The following is a 20,893-nucleotide window of genomic DNA, read 5'->3' as shown; positions in this document are numbered from 1 at the left end:
GTTACCAATTAATCGTTGCTTTATAAGGGACCATAATCATTATTTCTTCGATTTTGCTTATATCTGCATTGTTGATTTTAATACTCCAATCACTACCAATTGTAAGTGAAGGATTAACAATCTTTTTAGAATTACGTTCCCAATTGTAGTTATTTAACTTTATAGTTATTCGACTCATATCTGGCGTAGTAGGTATAACATAAATGTTATTTTCTTTATTTAAATCAACTGATGGATTTTTTACATGAACGGGAAAAATCTCAGAGGATAGTTTGAATTTTAGCTCAGAAGAACGTCCTTTTGCTTGTTGTTTAAATTTTTCCCACTCTTCTGGATAGACCGAACTTAGGTTCATAACTAATGTACCGAGGTAATACTTTAATTGGTTAAGGTTTTTTACCTGGCTACTTAAAGCTTCTCCACCATTTAACGCTGTGTAGTCTAAATGAATGATAACATCAGAAATAGTACCGATATCAAATCTATTAGTTGCTTGAGGAAGGCTTAATTCCCAGGTAGAAACTGCACCTGTGCCCTCAAATGGTAAGTAACGTTCATCACCAAAACTAAGTTCAAATAATCCACTATCTTGATCAGCTTTTGAGATAGCAATTTCTTGATTTGGCTTCCAGTTAACTCTCAACAGATCAGTTTCAGGCTGTTCTTCTTCACTTGGGTTTACTAAGTATTTAATTGCATTTATTGCACTATCGCTTTTTAATATTACTTGGCTACTTGTTTGTTGCAAACTTGCATGAACATTTTCATAAGGACCAACCACTGCTGGAATAGTGATCTTGATATCTTTAATTTTACGAGCATAGTGACCAGGGAAATCAAGGTCAAATAATTTTTCCGTGAAAGAGAATTTACAACTGCCTTTAGTTTTAAGCTCATAAAGTGCGATAGGATCAAGAGATTTAAGTGAGATTACTTTAGTGATCTCCAGTCTTCTTTCATTGGTATCATGGTATTCCTTATCAAGTTGCTCAAGTTCAAACTTTAATTTTTGTCCTGAAAGTAAGCCTTCTTTTAAACTATTCCAGTGTCCTGGCTGAATAAAAGTCTTGTTACTATCAACTTCATACTGATAGGCATACTCTGCTTGTCTTGCAATTTCAAGAGCAAGTCTATAAACCCTAATATATAAACTTTTAAGTTCTCCTTTCATCCAGCTGTATAGTTCCTGGTTAGTAAATTTACTTCTGAAAAACTGCTCTTTTTCCTTAATCTGCTCTATTGATTTCTTATGAGCTGTAAGGTCTTGTACAGCATTTGCCTGATTTATCTTGTTTGCTTCTATTTGATGGCTAATTTGCTCAGTATCATAAGTTGCCATAATTTTTTGTAAATCCCAATCCTGAGCTCTTCTTTCATAACTTGCTGATGTACTTATATTCTGTGATATGTTTGATAGTGTGTTTGCTGTTGTTGCTAGAGCTTTAGCACCAGCTTCCACAGACCTGCCAAAGTCACTGCCACCACATGCTAATCCAAAAATATTTGGCACAAGATGCACAGCTACAGCAGCTATTTCAAGAGGAATTGAAAGCGTTAAAAGACCTGTGGCAGTAATAGCTGTTGCTATTGCTGCAATTTCAGAGCCTGATAATCCATCATTAATTAATTTCTCATAATGAGATTTTCGGTCTTTTGCGCTACTCAAACTTGCATCAAGTGCCTTAGCTTCTTCTTTTAATGCTTCAATAGCTTTTTCCTTAATGGTTGTCATTAAGTTAGCCATTATTCCTTCTTGCTTATTGTAAAGCAAAGTGAGTGCTTCAGCATCCTTCTTCTCTAAAACGCTTAGTAGCTCTGAACCAATTTGAGTAACAGTATCAGCAATTGATTTAGCGTAGGTAATCATATACTTAAAACGGTAATGAGGCACTTGGGCTATTTTTGGTAACCTTATAATACTTCCACTAGCTGCAGTACTTATTAGTTGTCTTGGATCAATTGGTGGTTGGAATAGAGAAAGCTCTAAACGTTTACCTTTGATATCCAAGCAATGTCTTATTTTATAAAGACGATCCTCAATCCTATCCCATAAGGCAATAAAATCTTTATTTTCTGGAGTGCAGAAATAACTGCAATATGTAGTAAGATCAACTACAGCAGCACTAGAACTATTGCGTGTATTTTGAACAGTATCTCTCGGAGCTTCTGCTTCTATTTTACATATGTCATATTTATTATTCGACAACTCACATATACTCTCAGGCTCAGCTTTGAACTTTCCTTTCTTTTTGGGCTTTTCTCCAAGAAGGTTCCAAGCTCTTACATAAAGCATCGTTGCTTGGTTAATTCCTTCCCATGAATTTTGAGAAAAGAGCATATCCCCCCAATCGACTAAATTATCTATGTATGACATTATTACATACTTCTCATAAGAGATCTTTTTCTTGTCAGCCTCTTTGTACGGATCAAGTAAATCTATTAACTTTTCACTATCACACTTCTCATTACCATATGAATTTCCGCATTTAGTTTTAAAGGGAAGAAATTGCCATGCATTGCAGCCCCTATTGGTAGGATTGAAGACGTATTGATACCACCTGCGTGCCTCAGCAAACTTCTGCTCCTGGTTGAAAAGATATGCAACCAGTGTTGGAATATGGAAAAATATTTCCCACAAATATACCCCATAAAACCCTTGAAAATCAAGCGTTTGGTTTTGCACTTCTGGTGCTAAGATTGCTTCTGATCCCTTAATGTAAGCTTCTTTATATGACTTATTGATTAAATTAAAAATTTCTATGCTTTTGTATTTACTTTGATCTACGTTATCGTTTTTCTCTTGAATAATTAATTCTCTTACTAACTTTATCTCTTTATCTCTTTTTCCATCCAATTGCTTATGCCTTTCCTGTTCAGCAACTTTATTATTACCGTCTTCTATTTCTTTTTTGTTTTTTTGTAATTGTGATATTACATTCTTAAGATACTCTTTCTCTTTTTCATACTTTTTTATTTCATCATCTAACTTCTTTATCTCTTTTTCATGCTGTTTTATACTTTCCTCTAATATACCCTTCTCTTTTTTTAATACCTCTATAGTTTTTTCTGGCTCTTGCAATCTGTTTATCTCACTTTCCAAATTTGTCACTTTTGTTTCTAACTCTGTTAGCTGCTCCAGCAATTCTACTTTTTTGCTTTCTGTACTTTGCTTGAGTAGTGCTAACTTTTGTTTCAAATTATCTGCAGCTACTCGAAGCTTCCCTTTTTCTCCTGACTCCTCTAGTGGATCTAGCTGTGCTTCTTGTAATTGTAAATCACTTAACCGTTTTATTATATCTTTTGTTTTTCTCTGTAAGTTATCATCCACAGTTTCCTCTGTTGCTAGCTTAGCTATGTTATTGATCAAAGTTGCCGTTTCCGTTTCTAGTGTTATTAACTCTTGCTGTAATTCTACATTTGTACTCTCTACATTTTGCTTGTGCTGTGTTAGCTCTTGTTTCAAATTATTTATTACTGCTCGTAAATTGCCTCTCTCTGCTGCTTTTTCATATGAATCACTTGATCTATGCGGAAATAAATTATTCAACTTTACTTTTAAATTCTCTATATCCTGCCATAATCTTCTCTTTTCTTTTATATCTTGTTCTACAGAATTTACCTTGCTTTGTAACGCATCTTTACTCCTTTTCTCGCCATCTTTTTTGTTTTCTAAACTAATTAACTCACTTTGCTTATCATTCTCTCTTGCCTTCTTTTTATCTATTTTTTTCTGCATTTCATTTATCTGGCGTGTAACAACTTTCTTCTCCTCTTCCTTTTTCTTATCGTAGAATTCTTTTATACTTTTTTCTGCCTCTGCAATGCTGTTCATACTATTAAAGTAACGCGTATAGGATCTTTCTGATGTTAGGTCCTCTTTCAGAATAAACTTACTATTATGAAAGCCGTTTTCACAAGACAAAATCAATATTTCGCTATCCTTTGTAGCTACTTTCAGCTTGCCATCAAATTTTTCATTAATATCTTTTGATTCTTTAACCTTCTCTTTTAGTTTTCTACCCCAATCCCTAATCTCGTTTTCAAAATAACTTCTAGCCTCCTCTATATCCCGATCTTCAACCCATACATTGTGTTTAAGGAATCCAACTTTCTCATCTTTTTTACCTTTATACTCCTCCAGTGTTTTTTTATTCCAATTTCTAACATCTAAACATTTCCTTACTTCAATCTCAAATTTCTCATCTATTTTAACATCGTGTGGCAACTTTTGTTGAGCGGACCAGCTACCATCCACCTTTTTAAATACATAGTACAAAGTTAGAGTAGAATCATTAATTGATACATCTTCTATTTGCTTTTCCTTTACAGTTTTGTGTAGCCAAAAAATAAATATTCTACCAAATGTATGGACTATTCTTGCGATGTTGACTGGTATTTGCACTTCAATTTTTTGCCAAGGCTCCCAAGTCTGTGTACTTCCTGTTTTACCACCTTCAAAATTGCCAATACGGTAATAGTAAGTATAAGGATCTGCTTGAGTTCGTCCTAAAATATACAACTTGTTGTCTGTAAAATAAGTATCAACTACTCTGAGATTCACAAGCTGTGCAAAATCCTCAAAATACTTAATGTATGCATCGGTTACAGTATCATCAGTAAGATTTCCTTGCATTAGAGTATTCTGCAATGCTTTATATTCTGCAGTTGCAGATTTACGTAGCGTAGGATTTAGGTAATTTTCAGGATATAGTGCAACCTTTTTAGTTGCTTCCCATTCTCTATAGTTATCCAATAAATCCCACATTTCCTCGGTTAATTCAGAATTAACTGTTACTCCTTCTTCAAGGCCTAATATACAGCAGTGAATATAAAGCTGAAGACTATTTAGCCCTGCTTTAAGAGGAGAGATTTTTGAGCAATCACTCATTTCAACATCGATTAATAGAAATGCATATAGGCTGCGCATATTCTTATTCTTGATTTCAGAATATGTATGCAACATGTAGTTCGCTAGGATATTGCGCTTTTGATCTTCTAGCTGCTCTTTTACTCCTTCTACATAGCTTAGCGATTCCTGTAGTTTTCTTGCAGTGTTATTGTACTTATCCCATTCAGTAGATGCTGATAAATTATGCAGATTCCTCAGTTCCAACAGGGTCTTGCCATCAATTGCAGAGCGCTCTGACATATCCATAAAAGACTTAATTTTTAGCAAAGAATCTAGAGGGTTATGTTCTTTACTGAAATACTTTTTAAATGCATCAAATTCCTTCATTTCATTCAGAACTTTCTTATCCCAATGAGTAAGCTGTGCTATTTTTTCTGTAACTTTGCTTTCATCATCACTATCACGTAACCATTCCGTATATTGTGATAAAGTAAGCTCATTACCAGAAAATTCACTTTGCAATGCTTTGTAATTTGCAAGAGTTTTTATCTGTTCTTCTGTCCACGTTGCTTTTAGGTTCGCATGATTTGTAATATCTTCTGCGTCCATTTTAAGCGTTGTAAACACAGTGGCATTGTTTAAAAGCTCTTCTATTGTTGCATCGTAAGTTATAGATAAGCCTATCGTGTATGTACGATTATATGTACTACTTCCTCCGTCTTGATAAGTTAGAGTTGCTCTATTATTATGTATCCCTATTGACTTGCACTTATCAGGTTTATAAAGATCGATGGCTTTCCAAGATTTGGTTGTATCATCATAGATATCTATTTTACCAGAATATTTTGTGCTGTTTGTAATATTTACAAGCAAGTCATCTCGTATTTCAGTTTCTTTTGCAGTACGCTTTATCCAGCTTTTAGCTATATCTTCATCTTTAGAATAACTAGTAGAATCATAAATATACACTTGGCCTGTAACAGTACTACTTTTCTTTCCTGTGAAGAATATAGCCTTTGTGCCAATTACGATTGCTGATACACTCTCATGTGCTTCGTTAATTTCATCTGTTTTTTTCCATTTGTTAGTAGGGCTGTCGTAAACATCTATATATTTAGAGTGTTGCTGATTACCCTTACATCCGCCAAAGAAAATGGCTTGTTTACCAACAACTGTAACCAATGCTGCGTCACGTGCTTCACCAGCAGTATGTTCAACTTCTAGCCATTTTTCAGTTTTAGCATCGTAAATATCTATTTTATTGGATCTTGTTTCTCCTGCTTTACCACCAAAGAAAATAGCCTTTCCATCCACTATGGCTACTGATGCATTTTCACGGGCTTCGCTAGCTGTATGCATTGTCCATTTTTCAGTTTTACTGTCATAGATATCAACCTTTGAAGAACATTGGTCACCTTTATTTCCACCAAAGAAAATAACTTTTGTATCAACTACAGCTACTGATGCATTCGTGCGTGCTTCACTTGCTGTATCTGATGATCTCCATTGTCCAGTTTTATTATCGTAGATATCTATTTTACCTGACCTTCCTTGGCCTACTTCACCACCAAAGAAAATAGCTTTTTCGCCAATTACTGCAACAGACGCATTTGCACGTGCTTCACTTGTTTGGTATTGATCTGCTTTCCATTTTTCACTTTCATTAGTAGCATTATCATTGTAGATATCTATTTTTGCAGAGCATTCACTGCTGCTTTTATTTCCGCCAAAGAAAATAGCTTTGCTTCCTACAACGGCCGCTGCTGCACTATCACGTGCCTCACTAGCTATTTCAGTTGACCAGCTTCCAGTACCTTCATCATAAATATCGATTTTTTTGGAATACTCATTTGTACTCTTCTTACCGCCAAAGAAAATAGTCTTTTTACCAACCGTTGCTACTGCAACATTCTCTCTTGGCTCACTAATTGCATGCTCTACAAGATCCTTTTTAAGATACTGTCTTTATTGTCAACAAATTATTTAGCTAAAAAATAACAAAAATTTATCTACATTTTTCATGAATTAGTGTAACCGTGGATAAATACTTTAAATATGTGTGGACATATTTATCCACAGTTACACTATCACATCTTCTTAAATCAAAGTACATGCTGAATTATACCCTGAGAGTAAATTGCATTGCTTTTTCTATTAAAATTATTTCACTAAATCACCATTAAATGGTTGATTCTTTTTAAGAATACCAAAAAATATATGCATTAGTTTTCTCATCAGCGCAACAATTATAACCATTGGGCATTTTCCTTTACTGGCTAAACGCTGGCAAAACTTCTGAAAGTAAGAATTACGATTCTTGACTACTATAGCTGGAAAATAAAGAGCTTTGCGGATACGTTCAGATCCTATCTTACATATTCGACTCTTTTTGCTTACTGATGACCCTGATTGGTAATGTTCAGGATTTAGACCAGCAAAAGCTGTGAATTGTCTAGCATTATCAAAATTATCAGCTGATGGCATCTCTGTAACAACAGCAACGGCGGTAAGATGTCCTACACCTTTTACAGTCTTGATGTTTTCTATCATACTTTTCAGGTGTGAATGGTTATTGACATGCCCATCAATTTCTTTTTCTAGAGCAGCAATTTGTGTTTCTATTGTAGCAATTATCTCAAGTATGGCTTGTTTACAACGGGAATCCATATTTTTATTTTCTAAACGATTCATCTGTTGCAATTTATCATCTTTAAGTGCTTGCAAACAACGATAAAGATCTCTTAAACTTCTAACTTCAAGAGGCGCAGGTTTCCAAAGGTTAGGTTTATTAGCAATACAAAACCTAGCGATCATAGCAGCATCTGATTTATCTGTTTTATTTCTAAGCAGCTCACTCTTGCTAAAAGCTTTGATTTGGGCTGGGTTTACCACACTTACATTATGTTCCATGTCATACATAAAATTAACTAAATCTTCACTATAACAACCGGTTGCTTCGAGACACAGATGAATAAGGTCTGCTCCATGATGATTGCACCAAGCCATAAGCTTTTCAAAACCATCATGATTATTTTGAAAGACTTTATGTCGTTCTTTGTTGCCCACCAGTAAACAAACATCAAATTTCTTTTTAGAAATGTCCACACCTAAAACAGCATTTGCTTGCATAAAATTGCCTCCAAGACTATAACAAACTAAGAGTTAGACTAACCTTGCATACGGGATATAATTCCAAAGATACTGTTCAGTCTTTATAACTCTAATTGGAAGGGGAGCAAATCTTAAAATCAGCCTTGTTGGCATAAGTATTTTGTCGGCTTCACCCTTCCTGTAAAATATTTTAGCTCTAATATCTTACGTAGTGAAAGATACAAGTACTTTGCTTTCTCCAAGAAAAACAGCCTTTTGACCAATGATTCCTACATCATGAACGATACTTTTATCTAATGATTCAAGCCTTAGCAGTTGTAAATTTGTTGGTTGTTTTTTTGTAAACTCATGTGTTGCAGCTAGTCCTTCTTCATTAAGCTGTTCTCCTATATATTGCAGTACTAAGTTATGAAAGGCTTTTTCATCACGCTTTAGCTCCGGATCCCTTTCCAGTTCTTCACATATTTTGCTTATCTGTTCTGTATACTTATGAGAAAGCGCAGAAGAATTTACCAGTGTACTTAACTGCTCAATAGTGATGGAATTGTTGCTTAACCAATCGCTTAACTCAATAACGTGCTCTACGTTGTTTATTGTTAGCTCACTAATGTTTAACTGTAGTAAAATCTGTATAACTTCAGCTATTGAAATATTCATCAACCTTGCTAGCAGAATTTGTTTGTGTACTTCTAAAATAAGCGATTTTCCAGCTTTGCTTGACACTTTGTCGTTATAATTAATCAAAGAAGTCAGTTCTTCCTTACTGATGTTCCAAATCTTTTGTAATATAGTGCTGTTATCTACGTTTGTAACAAGCTCCTTTGGTGAAGCCTGAGTCAATTTACCTAACTTTTCAAACAACAGTGTAAACCTTTCAGTTAACTGACAGAAGTTGTGTAGAAACTTTTGCTCTTTGACACTAATTTTTTCTTGCTTCTTAGCTTTTTTGACGTGAGTAGTAGATTGACTGAGCAGCCATTCTACTTCCTGACGTTTTGCTCCAGTTCTTGCAATGAATTCATCAAAAATTTCTTCTTTAAATGGTTCAGAAGGTTCCTCCATACCATAAATTTTCTTCAGGTCTGATTCTTTTACTCCTTGTAAAAAGAATAGGGACTCTGCTGCATTGTTAGCATCTTCTTTACTCTCACTTCCCCCTATTGATATAGAAGCATTAGAATATAACTTGCACACTTCACTTAAAGGCTTTTTCAATCTTGCTTCTAAGCTTTTTATTCTGCTTATCTCGTTAAGAGCACCTGCGTCAATTTCATTCTTATCAATCGCAAGCAATACATTACACAGTTCATTAAACGACCAATTAAGCTTGTTTGCAAGGCGAATAAAGCGATGTAGAAAGCCTAATGCCTGATCAATGTTATCTATAGTACCAGAATTGATACTTAGCTTATTGGTAGGATAAATTCTGTTATAGCAGTCAATTAGCCGCTCTAATTTATCAGAGTCTATATTAGTTTGAGCAATGAACTTCTCAACGTTTTTAAGCTCACTTTTACTTATACCATAAACTTCGCTTGAATTAGAACTTGTAGAAGTAATAATCTCATATTCTTCTGGAGAAAGGCCTAAAGATTCTGCAACGTTATTAGCTTCTGGTTTTAGCACCTTATATAGGTCAGCTAAAGTAATGCCTTGTTTTTCGAGGTAAGCCCGTATGCTAATCAAAGGAAAATTAGCAGGCAGATTAAATGGATATTTAGCTGTTGCTAACTTCTGTAGAGCATTGCCACCTAGTTTCTTATCTAGATTCTTCTCCATTATTTCATTAGCAATCTCTAGGTATAATTTTGTCTTATTTGTACTGTTACAATCTAGTGGAAGCTCAAATAAGTCAGGACGACGTTCTTTAAGCTTATGCTCTGGAATATACTTTTCAATAGTCTCAACTAGCTTAACAAAATAAGCCGCTGGGCTTAAAACTGACTGGCAGTGGTCACACTCATTGTAACCTTCTTTAGTCTTAAATATAGTTTCAACTACGTTGCTATCTGTTGTCATATTATTCTCCTTGTAAACTGTGTATAATTGCGTCACACTTCTCTGCAGTATCGTGATCGATATTACAAACACGCATTGCTCGATAATGTGGTTCGGTCATCTCTCTGGCGTTTTCTATATAGCGAGAGACGAACTCTCTCCTATTTAGCGCTTTCCGGTAAATATCTTTAGCTTCTTGCTCTGTGATTTTGTCTTTTACTCTTTCGATAAAAACATCCTCACATAAATCTGTTATTTTGAATGCTGAGTCATATAAATACTCATCATTTTCATTTTTAAAACTGAGTAATTTCTCAGTCATTTCGTGTTCTACTCCCATCTTCTCTAGACGAAGCTGGGAGCCATTAATTGTATTAGTCATAATTTTCTCCTTGCATTTGTAAGATTTTAAAAACTTAGCTTCTCAATCTGTTATCCGAATATTCTCACCTTTTCCGAGTAAGATGGATGATATCCTTGTTCCTTTATTCGTGCTATTAATTCTCGTTTTCTTTCCCGATATGTAAAGGCTGATCGATATGGATGATATCCCTGTTCCTTTATTCGCGCTATTAATTTTTGTTTTCTTTGTCGATATGTATAAGACATTATATTTGGTAGACTCATTGGTATTCCCTCTGGTACTGAAATATGAGTTATTTCTTTCCTATTTTCTGTCACCAATGGACTGTAAAAATCTTCCACTCCTCTTCGCAGTGCTCGTAATATTGTACTTTCTTCATCTAAGTAATCCGCAAAAATCTCTAAAGAATTAGATTGTAATGCTTCGTGGTTTAATTCTGCCTCTTCTAGGTTTTTTACATCATAACGATTGAATTGATTTTGCAAATGTGTAACAAATACATTTCGTATTTCTCGAACGGCATGGAGATTACCTAGAGTTACACCTTGATCGAAATTTATATTTGCAAGAAGGCCTTGACCTAGCACATCTGATTGAGCATGATCAGTAATTCTTCCTATATACCAATTCACATCTTTGGGCTGTATTTCAGTATGTCCTAACCTGCCGCTTAACTCAGTATGTTCATTGGCATCTAAGTTTGCATATGGATTAATCCTTCCTGGAGTTAAATGAGCCGCATGGTGTTCATCAATTTTTTTTGCCATGCGATCTTGGAACTCAGCACCTCCGCCTCCTCTTTCATTTATTCTGTCTGCCCCAACAACTAAGTTGTTCCTAAAATCCCCACCATTACGTCCCTGAATATTTTGTGCAATTCTTTGTATAGTTCCACCAAGACCAATGAAGCTTACAAAGCGAGCGTTTAAATGTTGTATTGGGTCATTATCTTCAGGAAAGTCCCTATCAATGTAAACTATAGATGGGGTACGGGAGAAACCAACTATATCAATACTATTAATAGGATTCCCCCTAACAATTTGATAAAGATTCAACCCATCCACAGTCCCAGCAGGATCGGAACTTATCCACCTTAGGAGCCATGGAGCATAGTAACGTGCACCGTAGTAATATAGACCTGTGCTCTCATCTCTTTCTTTTCCTGAATATCTATATTCTTTCTCTGTTACTTCACGAGCTGTTTTACCAGCAATCAGCGCTGTACCACCAAACGGCAAATATTCCTCATATGTAATGATTTCAGCACCATCATTTAATTCTAAGGCTACTGAATCCAAATGATTACTCAGTTGATAACGACTTTGACTATTTCTAGTTTCATCAGGTGTTCCTTTTGTCCAATAATGGTGCATAGCTACTCTACTTTTGTCATCCATTACATGAACTGTATATTTCTCTTTTTTTAAACCGCTCTCTTGATATGCTCTGGTAACTTCAATATCACCAAAGTAAATTTTTTCTACTCGAGTAGAATTTGTTTCATTATTCTGATAAGTTTCAGTAACTTTTCGGACACGCTGTCCACTGCTATCATAAACATAATATTCACTATCATTTTTGCCACTTGAGCGAGTGATAATGTTAACGTATGCTATGTTATCGCGGTAATTCCAATGCAGATCTTGCGAGCCACTCAGCTTAAGTAAATTACCGCTTTCATCATAATTTTTATCTATATAACTTTCATTTACAGGTTTGTCCTCTATTATAGGTAAACTCCTATTGGATTTACTTGATATATAAAACTCTTTAGTAGAGCTATGAACCCCTGTGTGCCTAATTTGCGTAATGTTACTTCCATAATCAAATTCATAATATTCAGTATAATTACTAATCGCATTTTGATTGTTTAAATGAGGGATTGGTGTAATAACATCTTCTTTGCCATTTAAAGCTGGATGTTCTTTGCCAGTTGCTTGAATGAGCCGATAAAGCGAATCATAATGATAATCTGACTTAGTATCTATACTCTTGTTATTTGGAAAAATAGTCTTATAAGACTCATCATTCATTCTGGTAATGTTACCGACAGGATCATACGTATAATTGATACTTTGTAATTTCTTTTCTCCTTTGCCACTTTCCAGTTTAGTTAATCTAAATGTTTTAGGATCATAGCTATAGCGGGTTTCAACACCATTACCATAAGTGATCGATGTACGTTGACCTTTAGGATTATAGCTGATGTCTGAAACATAGGTTTTTATTACCTCCATTGGTTTTTTGAGCTTAATTTGCTTTACTCTGCCTGCTATATCGTAAACTGGAATATGAGCATTATTTTGTGGATCTGCTTTTTCAATTATTTCGCCGATTGCATTATACTTCATACTTGAGTTAAATATTTCCCGCTCAAGATCTAAATGAGTTGTGATAATATTTTCGATGTTTTGCCAATTTGCTTCTTGCTTATAATTCTTTCTTAAAAGAAAACTACTTTTTAACGTTTGGCCTTTAAAATCATTTTCTTTGGCTTCAGTCAATCCTGCTTGATCATAATGAGCAATAAGCGTTCCATAACGATTTGTTACCTTATCTTGAATATTCTCAGAGTAAAAGAATCTTTCAACAACATTGCCATTTAAATTTAGATCCTCATCAGTAACTTTTACTCTTACTGGTCGTTGTAGTCTATCGTATTCTGTGTAAGTAAGTGACCCTTTGCCATCCCAATTGTATACGCTATTCCCTGCAACATTTGCTAAATTCCAGGTTTCTCCAGCATCAATACTGCTACTCTTTAAAAGCCCAGACATCGAATAAACGTGGCGAAAATTTTTTATCTTTTCTTCCTTACCCTGATTTTGCTCATAAAACCTTGGATCAACACTTTCTAGCTCATTTCCTTGAATATCAAGTTTGACGTAGGATTTTAATTCTACATTGCTTTGTTCGTTGTTGCTTAAAATCTCTATCTGCAAAAACTTTCTTCCTAAACTATCCAAATGCTCTATGGTTGGCGTATTATAATGCTTTTCTGCTTTGCTGAGTGCATCTTTTTCGTCTTTTAAAGCTGTTTTTCCTCCTGCACTTGCTTTATTCCATTTCTCGGTAAATTCTTTGTAGTATGTCGAATCTTTCACTGTATCATTAAGATCAAAATTCTTGATAGTCCACGAATCAAATTCTACTTTGCTGAAAAAACCTTTTGCCGTATCAATACGAATATTCCTCAGCAGAGGATCATAATAAAGAGTGTCAGATACTCCTTGATTACGCACACTCTCTTCGAGGTCATAAAAAGGTGAATTACTATAAAAAGGTTCATACTTTTTCACCTCCGTGCCTTTATTGTTATATACAACTCTCCCTGATGCTAGCCACTTTTCACTCTCAGAATCAGTGAGCATTTTAGTCTCAAGGTTTCTACCAAACCCATCAATGTGAGTTACAATTTGCCTTATTCTTGTAAAACTTCCTTCTGAAACATGAGTTTCTCTCTGCAGATTAATCACATGCACAGGTTGGCCATTTTTTCTCCAAGCATCTAAGTCATAATAAAAGAAGCTGGTTGCATTCTGTAAATAGTGCTCTGGGCCATTTGCTCCTGCTGCTGTGCCTAAAACATCTTCAAAATTTGGATTTTTTCTGACTTGATATTCGAGTAGTGGTTTATCACCTTTCTTTTCCCCTTTTTCACTGCCATAAAGAGATGTGGCAACTACCACCCCAAGTGGATTTAATATAACTTCTGAAACATTATCATTGTAATCAGTGAGTTTTACTGGACTTAAGCGCTGATAATCATATTCTGCTGTCGTTTCATAACTTGAGCTTTCAGTTGCTTTTATAATCGTCTTTATTGGCAGTAAATTATACTGATCATAAACAATTGCAGTCTCAGCGCCAAAAACATCAATTACTTTTTCAGGTAAATAGTATTTATCACTACCATAATAATACTGTGTTGGACTTGGTGCCCACCAAAAGTTATTTGACGTTTTTTTATAGCCAAGATCTTTGAGCATTTGCTCAGAGGTTATTTTGCCTGAAAATACTTCTTTGATTTGACTATCAGAAAATGCCATAGCTTCGGTGTGGTGAAGTAGTGCTTGCTGCGTTACAGAGCCAAGTGGTAAAGTAGAATTTTGTTCTTTATTCCAAAAATAATTGTGACTTTCACCTAAGAGCCTTGCTTGCGGATTTGTATAGTTTAAGTTTTCTTCAAATTTTATCGTATTTTGTAGAGACCTCTCTATGTGAGTCCTTAAGTCATTAATATTAGTATAGCCATCAACTAGGCCCCCAATTTCAAAAGCTTGTGATTTATAAAGAGCTCCAAGCAAGTAAAATTCTTTAGTATTATTAACGTAAAAATTATATTCTAAAGTAGCATGTAGTTTTTGCTGTTCTAAATAATTACTTGGCTGGTTTCGACGTGGGTAAGTAATACTTGCTGACTTTAAAACATTACCATACTCATCAACCTCTAAAACAAAATTATGCTCAATACGTGGATCACAGCAATTTCTTTCATAGTGGTAACTGATAGTTTCCTGTAAATTGACAAAAAATGTTCTATATCTAAATCTAAAGTCTTTATAAGAGCTGTTTGTACTAAGCAATTTTACACAAGCACTGGATTCAGTAACTAAGTATGGATGCTGGTAAAGACCAGGATTTTCATCCAAACCATACACTTCTTGTCTTAGCACTTGCCCTTGAATAGCGCGATATGCTTGTCTTTCATCCTCTATTGAGATAATACTTTCATCAAATACTTGTGGCGTTATTTTTAACGCTTTGCCATCTCCTTGGTAAAATTCATTTCTATAACTTTCAACTAAATTTTCTGCCTTTTTATAAGCTCCAGTGTGATACCAAGTCTTGGTATAAATAGGAGCAACATAATCTTCTTTTTGATCAGTTGTAGCAAAATCTTCAGTATCCCAAGTTTCTACAAAACCAAATCCGCGAAATTCTTTTTCAGTGTAATCATAAAATCCATGATGATAGCTATATTTGTTGGTAAGTTTACTTCCTACTATGTTGTCTATGGTTTCTATCTTTTCAACTACTTGTACTGGAAATGGCAGACTTGTAACCCAAGGACGATTTTCTTTTCTATCCTCCAAGTAAAACTTAGTAGAAGCTGCATAATGAAGACGAGTAATGTTACCCATGTTATTATCTATTTGCTTCAGTAAGTGCGGTTTTACTCCATTGTAAAAATCATAGTATAAATGCTGTAACTTTAAACTTTGATCCAGATAGCTAATAAGCAAACAGTTAGTTCCATTTCCTAGAATGTCAGCAAACTCAATACGACCAATTTGATTGTAATTCACCGGTAATTTCAAAGTTACTGATTTACTGAAAGAATTACCGCTGTTGTTATAGTAGATATCTAAGCTATTGTGATTTGCATAAACTAAATCTGTAGTACCAGAACCATCAATGTCTGCAAAATAAAGTCTTTTCGCATTAAATCCATCCCTAAAATATGGAGCATTTTTAAATACAACTTTTTCACCAAAATTACCATAGCCAAGATTTGGCCAACATTCTACTTTGCCATTTTCTATCTTGACTAAATGGCTTTTACCATCACCAAACATATCAACAAAGCGCACTAAAGTACTCTCTGAATTAAAACGCTGATTTGGCAGATCTTTTGGCGCTTTACTGTAAATAGCTTTTTTGTAACCTTTTTTTCCCTTTGATGGATATACTCTGACGCTTTCTCCTTCAAATACTACGATATCAGTTCTTCCATCTCCTGTGACATCTATCATCTCTTGAATTTCGCTGCTCAAGTTGATTACTTGCGATTCAAGAGGCTTAAATTCACTCCATTTACTATTACCATCAAAATCATGGTAACCCTGAAAACCACTTTCATTCACATAAAGCTGTAACTCACCGTTACCTTCTAAGCTCGTCAGTGAATAAGTAGTTTTACGAAGCAGCGATGGAAAACGCTCCAGTAGTTTAGCTTGAGCAAACTCTCCATCACCATTTGGCCTAAAATAAAGGATTGTATTGCCATCGTTATACAATATTCCTTCAATACCTTCTTGATATAAATCAACCGATTGAAACCTTTGATCATTTAAGTACCCAGGAAAGTTTTTGTTTATTCCTTCTATTTTTACCGATTTAAAAGAGTTTTTATTATTTAAATTATGAAGATCTAAAAAAATTCCTTTTTCTTTTATGACAAGAGTTTTTTCACTATCTTTAATTTTCCAATTTGAGTTTTCTTCAGAAATTTCTGAATCCTGCTCTGAAAATACAAAATCTTGTTCTTTTAAAATCTGTAAAAGCTGTTTAGATGGTTTATTTTCATCTTTTATTGCAACTGCTGAAGTTGTCGAAATATAAGTTGGATTATCGCTAGTATGAGAAAAAACTAAAGTTGGTGTAGCCTTAGTAAATCTTTTTTCTCCTCTCTCATAATAGCCAACTTGTTTTACCGCTCTTAAGTAGGTAATTGTTGGTTTTTCATCGTAATCAAAATATGTGCCATTTACTAGCTTTGGCTCTTTACCAAGCTTGTCAAAACGGTGATAAATTCTTATAGCTCGACATAATAGCTCAGTCCTTACTGCAAATCCTGTAGTGTGCAAGGTAAACGAATCTTGACGGAGAATTGCTTTTCTCTCTTCGTTGTACTTTTTATCTATCGGGCTGGTAAAATCGTTTTTACCATAATCAAACAGAACTTCAAAATGGTTGTACTTTAATTCTTTATTATGTCCATAAGTAATGCGATCAATTACTCTGCCATCACCTTGTTCTACTTTGCTAGAGCGGTAATAGTAGGATATTTTATTTCCATATACATCACTTAATTCCTCAAGTAACCATTCTGCTATGCGTCTATTACTCTTTGGATCATAAATTTGTGCTTGTTCATTCTTACCATAAATGGCAACACTGCCATCTTTACTAGTAACTTGCCAATAAACTCTATTATCATTTTTACTTATCAAACGCTCTATTTTGGCAAATAATCCTTCAATACGTGGCTCATAGTAAGTAATATCATATTCACTATTACTCGACTCATTAACGAGTACTAAATCATCTGTAAGTACGAAAATATCTTCATCATCATAAGTTGGAATTTTTTTTGATGTTTTTCTGATAATACTTGCTATTGAAACATTAAACCCTATACCAAATACTCCATTGCCACCACCAGAGCTATAATCAACACTTAAAGAAGGCGAAAAATTACGGCACGTTGGAAGTGGAATTGGTATTGAGAAGGACCCAGTACCAGTGAACGAATTAGCTTCAAAAGCTTCGCTTATTCCTTTTATCGCTCCACCACCTTTTGGTAGTTCAAGCTTTTTGGCCTCAATAGTAGACTTTTGTGAAGTATCTTTGTTATGTTCCATTTGATTTGATTGCGTGAAAACGCGCTTTTATGTTATATATATACAAGATTGGTAAAAAAAACGTCCAAATTATTTTTATCAAAAAAGTCTTGCCTTAAACTTATATTATTTTGATAGCACAAAAATCATCAATTACTCTTTGATGACTTTCTATTATTGCCTTTGCTTCTTGCTGCAAACATTTAATATTTTTAGATGTTATATCATCCATCTCAGCTGATGCTACTTGCAATTGTGATTGTATTCGTATATATCTACTACCTATTACTTGCTCTAGTTGATAATCAACGCAATCCAATCCAGAGGCAAACATCACATTCAGTAGTGGCTTGACCCACCCTATTTTTCCAAATCTCCTTGAGTTAGCATACTTTATACTTCTATCTGTTCCACCAGTGCCTATTGATAGCAGTATAATCTCATCATTTCGAAATAACCTCTTAGCACTTGCATATGCACAAGCCGCTGGATTATTGGCAAACACTCCGCCATCTATCAATACTCTCTCTGTTTGGCTAATTTTCAGACGTTTTGGTGTGAAGTACGTTGGAGCAGCTGTTGTAGCTCTGAGTGCATCTTTCAACTTAATGTTTTTTTCTTTCCAACTTTTGAAGAAAAATTCACAACTATTGTGAATGTCATAACTTGTATCTTGTAAAAAGCATCTAGTGTTTTAAGCTTAAGCATTAGGTGGAGAAGGGAAGAACTCTGAGTCATAACTTAGATATAAAATCTGTTGACCAGATAAGAGTCCCCTTCTTATATGTTAAAAACAAGTCTTTATAAATGTTATAGAATGGCAATATAAGGACATATGGAGAAGAGGAACCGTTTCCCTTCTTGGTTATAAGAACCGTTTTTGAGCAAGGTTCTCTTCTCTGTTTTATATACTGAAAGTTCCGAACAACTGATTGAGCTTTTAGGCTCGTATATAAGGGTGGAAAATGCAGTATTCAATATTATTTTATGGAGGAATTATGAATTCACCAAATACTATTGCTGGCATTGATGTTAGCAAAACTAAACTAGACATCCACATTCATCCACTTGGTTATTATAAAACGTTTGAAAATAACGTACAAGCTATTGATCAAGTGCTCGACTTTCTACACTTGCATAATGTAACAAAAGTTGGATTAGAAGCTACTGGTGGATACGAAAAACTATGCGCTTACACTTTACTAAGCAATGGTTTTGAAGTATATGTCATTCAACCTAGATGGGTTAGAGATTACGCAAAAAGCCTTGGTATTAGTACTAAAACTGATAAAATAGACTGTAGTATCATCTCACGTTATATTAATAATACAGACATGCGTGTTACTCCTTTAAATGTTAATAATACTGATTGTTTGAAGCAAAAACTATCTCGCAGAAATCAACTAGTGGAAATGGCAAAGATACAGAAAACCCAAGCTCACCAGATAACCGATGTATCCATAATCAAACAAATAGAAGAATTGCTTGTAATTTTGCAAAATCAAATTCAAATCTTGGAAGATGAAATGATGGTATTAATTGATCAAAGTCAAGAGCTTAAAAAAAAATACATGTCAATAACTAGTATACCAGGTGCCGGTAAAACCTTGGCTATTACTATGATCTGTTACATGCCAGAACTAGGAATTCTTAAACATAAAGAAATATCTAGCCTTTCTGGAATTGCGCCATTTAATCGAGACAGCGGTTTTAGTAAAGGAAAAAGGTGTATTCAAGGCGGTAGATCACAAATTAGAACAGTTTTGTATATGTGTATCCTTAGTGCACAAAGGTACAATTCTTATATAAAAATCTTCTTTGATAGACTATATGATCAATACAAAAAACCATATAAAGTTGCTTCTACTGCTGCCATGAGAAAATTACTTATTCTTGCTAACTCTTTAGTAAGAGATGGTAGAGTGTTCACTAAGGAATATAGTCCTAATTCTGCTTTTATCTAGTACTAGCGTAGCTGTGAATAAATACGTCCACACAACTTTAAGTATTTATTCACAGCTACATCAATTTTTCTATTGACTTTTAACACAACTGCTCAAAAGTATAGGCTGGACGGTATCGTAGAAAAACCTCAATGGTTCTAATTCTGTATTCACAAGGTAAGCCTTACTTTTCATTTTAAAATAGTAACGTATGGAGTTATATATGATCAACAACTTTCTTGGTATAGATGTTTCAAAAGAACGCTTTGACGTTTTTCTTTCGTTTATAAGTAAAAAAGGAAAACGTGAAACTAGAAAAAGGAAATTTAAAAACGATGATTCTGGATTTCAAGGTCTGGCAAACTTTCTACAAAAACATAACATAGAAGAGATAAAAGCCTGTATGGAAGCTACTGGTTGCTATAGTGAAGCTTTGGCTGAATTTCTCCACAATGCCGGATATTTCGTTAGTGTTGTAAATCCTTATTGCATAAAATCTTATGCAAGGAGTAAGCTGAAACGACAAAAGAATGACCAGTCTGATGCAGAGATTATTGCAGATTATTGTCAAAGACAGGAACCTTCTCGTTGGACACCACCTTCTCCTGAAAAGAAAAAATTAAAACATCTTTATCGTTGCTCAGATGCATTAAAAGATGAGTTAACACTAGCAAATAATCATTTAGAAAAAAAAGAGAGACTTCCTGAAGAAGTTGTAAATGCTTGGGAAAGCCTTGCAATGAACATAGAACAATCAACAGAAACAATAAAAAACTCCGTACGTGAACTATTAAATCAACACAAAGAATTGTTGGAAAATTTTCAACTTCTATTGACTATTCCAGGCATAGGAGAAGAATCAGCAATAGCTATTTTAGCTGAAATTCCTGATATAAAAACTTTTATAAATGCCAGGCAATTGGCAGCATATGCTGGAACTATACCACAAAATATAACATCAGGCTCATCTGTATATGCCAAGCCCAGATTAAGTAAAACCGGTTCACGCATATTACGTAAGGCAACGTACTTTCCTGCTATAGTAGCTAAAAATCACAATCCTATCATTATGACTTTTTGTGAGAAGTTAAAAGAGAAAGGCAAGCATAATATGGCCATTGTGGGAGCTGCAATGCGTAAATTACTCCATATAGTTTTTGGTGTTTTAAGTTCAAGGAAGGCTTTTAATCCAGATCATATCAAGAACTATAGAGTTAGGAGGTTTACTGAAGCTTAAAAGGAAACGTCCAAAAATGCGAGTTCTAGATTAAAAGGTTAAAGT

7 protein-coding genes and 1 pseudogene are annotated in these 20,893 nt (G+C 34.5%); 2 read left to right on the top strand and 6 right to left on the bottom strand.

Annotated elements, in window-relative coordinates; all coding sequences use genetic code 11:
• Position 1: 1 nt before the first annotated feature.
• From OPS21_RS01065 to OPS21_RS01040, 6 genes and pseudogenes are all read right to left on the bottom strand, one after another.
• Positions 2–6,727, bottom strand: a complete 6,726-nt coding sequence (locus tag OPS21_RS01065; RefSeq protein WP_458694746.1) for a Tc toxin subunit A-related protein — start codon at positions 6,725–6,727, stop codon at positions 2–4.
• Positions 6,728–7,009: 282 nt separating this feature from the next.
• Positions 7,010–7,978: an IS110 family RNA-guided transposase gene (locus OPS21_RS01060; protein WP_264336576.1), complete on the bottom strand. Its 969-nt coding sequence runs from the start codon at positions 7,976–7,978 to the stop codon at positions 7,010–7,012.
• 186 nt (positions 7,979–8,164) lie between these two features.
• Positions 8,165–9,979 (bottom strand): Tc toxin subunit A, encoded by a 1,815-nt coding sequence (locus tag OPS21_RS01055; protein ID WP_265027664.1) that lies wholly within the window; start codon positions 9,977–9,979, stop codon positions 8,165–8,167.
• Position 9,980: 1 nt separating this feature from the next.
• Positions 9,981–10,340: a hypothetical protein gene (locus OPS21_RS01050; RefSeq protein ID WP_265027663.1), complete on the bottom strand. Its 360-nt coding sequence runs from the start codon at positions 10,338–10,340 to the stop codon at positions 9,981–9,983.
• A 50-nt stretch (positions 10,341–10,390) separates the two neighbouring features.
• Positions 10,391–17,689 (bottom strand): SpvB/TcaC N-terminal domain-containing protein, encoded by a 7,299-nt coding sequence (locus tag OPS21_RS01045; protein ID WP_265027662.1) that lies wholly within the window; start codon positions 17,687–17,689, stop codon positions 10,391–10,393.
• Between the two features lie 100 nt (positions 17,690–17,789).
• Positions 17,790–18,338, bottom strand: a pseudogene (locus OPS21_RS01040) (patatin-like phospholipase family protein); the annotation flags it as partial.
• 328 nt (positions 18,339–18,666) lie between these two features.
• Between OPS21_RS01040 and OPS21_RS01035 the strand changes: the two are divergent.
• On the top strand, positions 18,667–19,632 hold the full coding sequence (locus tag OPS21_RS01035; protein WP_264336314.1) for an IS110 family RNA-guided transposase: 966 nt from the start codon (positions 18,667–18,669) through the stop codon (positions 19,630–19,632).
• Between the two features lie 202 nt (positions 19,633–19,834).
• Complete coding sequence (locus tag OPS21_RS01030; protein WP_265027661.1) at positions 19,835–20,848, top strand: IS110 family RNA-guided transposase; 1,014 nt, start codon at positions 19,835–19,837, stop codon at positions 20,846–20,848.
• The last annotated feature ends 45 nt before the right edge of the window (positions 20,849–20,893 follow it).

Origin of the sequence: Wolbachia endosymbiont (group B) of Chorthippus parallelus (assembly GCF_947251815.1) — a bacterium.
GTDB lineage: Bacteria > Pseudomonadota > Alphaproteobacteria > Rickettsiales > Anaplasmataceae > Wolbachia.
This window is presented reverse-complemented; position numbering and strand designations above follow the sequence as displayed.

Coding starts and splice junctions, on each gene's coding strand:
- OPS21_RS01060 (WP_264336576.1), bottom strand. CDS start 7,978: ATGCAAGCAAATGCTGTTTTAGGTGTGGACATTTCTAAAAAGAAATTT.
- OPS21_RS01055 (WP_265027664.1), bottom strand. CDS start 9,979: ATGACAACAGATAGCAACGTAGTTGAAACTATATTTAAGACTAAAGAA.
- OPS21_RS01050 (WP_265027663.1), bottom strand. CDS start 10,340: ATGACTAATACAATTAATGGCTCCCAGCTTCGTCTAGAGAAGATGGGA.
- OPS21_RS01045 (WP_265027662.1), bottom strand. CDS start 17,689: ATGGAACATAACAAAGATACTTCACAAAAGTCTACTATTGAGGCCAAA.
- OPS21_RS01035 (WP_264336314.1), top strand. CDS start 18,667: ATGAATTCACCAAATACTATTGCTGGCATTGATGTTAGCAAAACTAAA.
- OPS21_RS01030 (WP_265027661.1), top strand. CDS start 19,835: ATGATCAACAACTTTCTTGGTATAGATGTTTCAAAAGAACGCTTTGAC.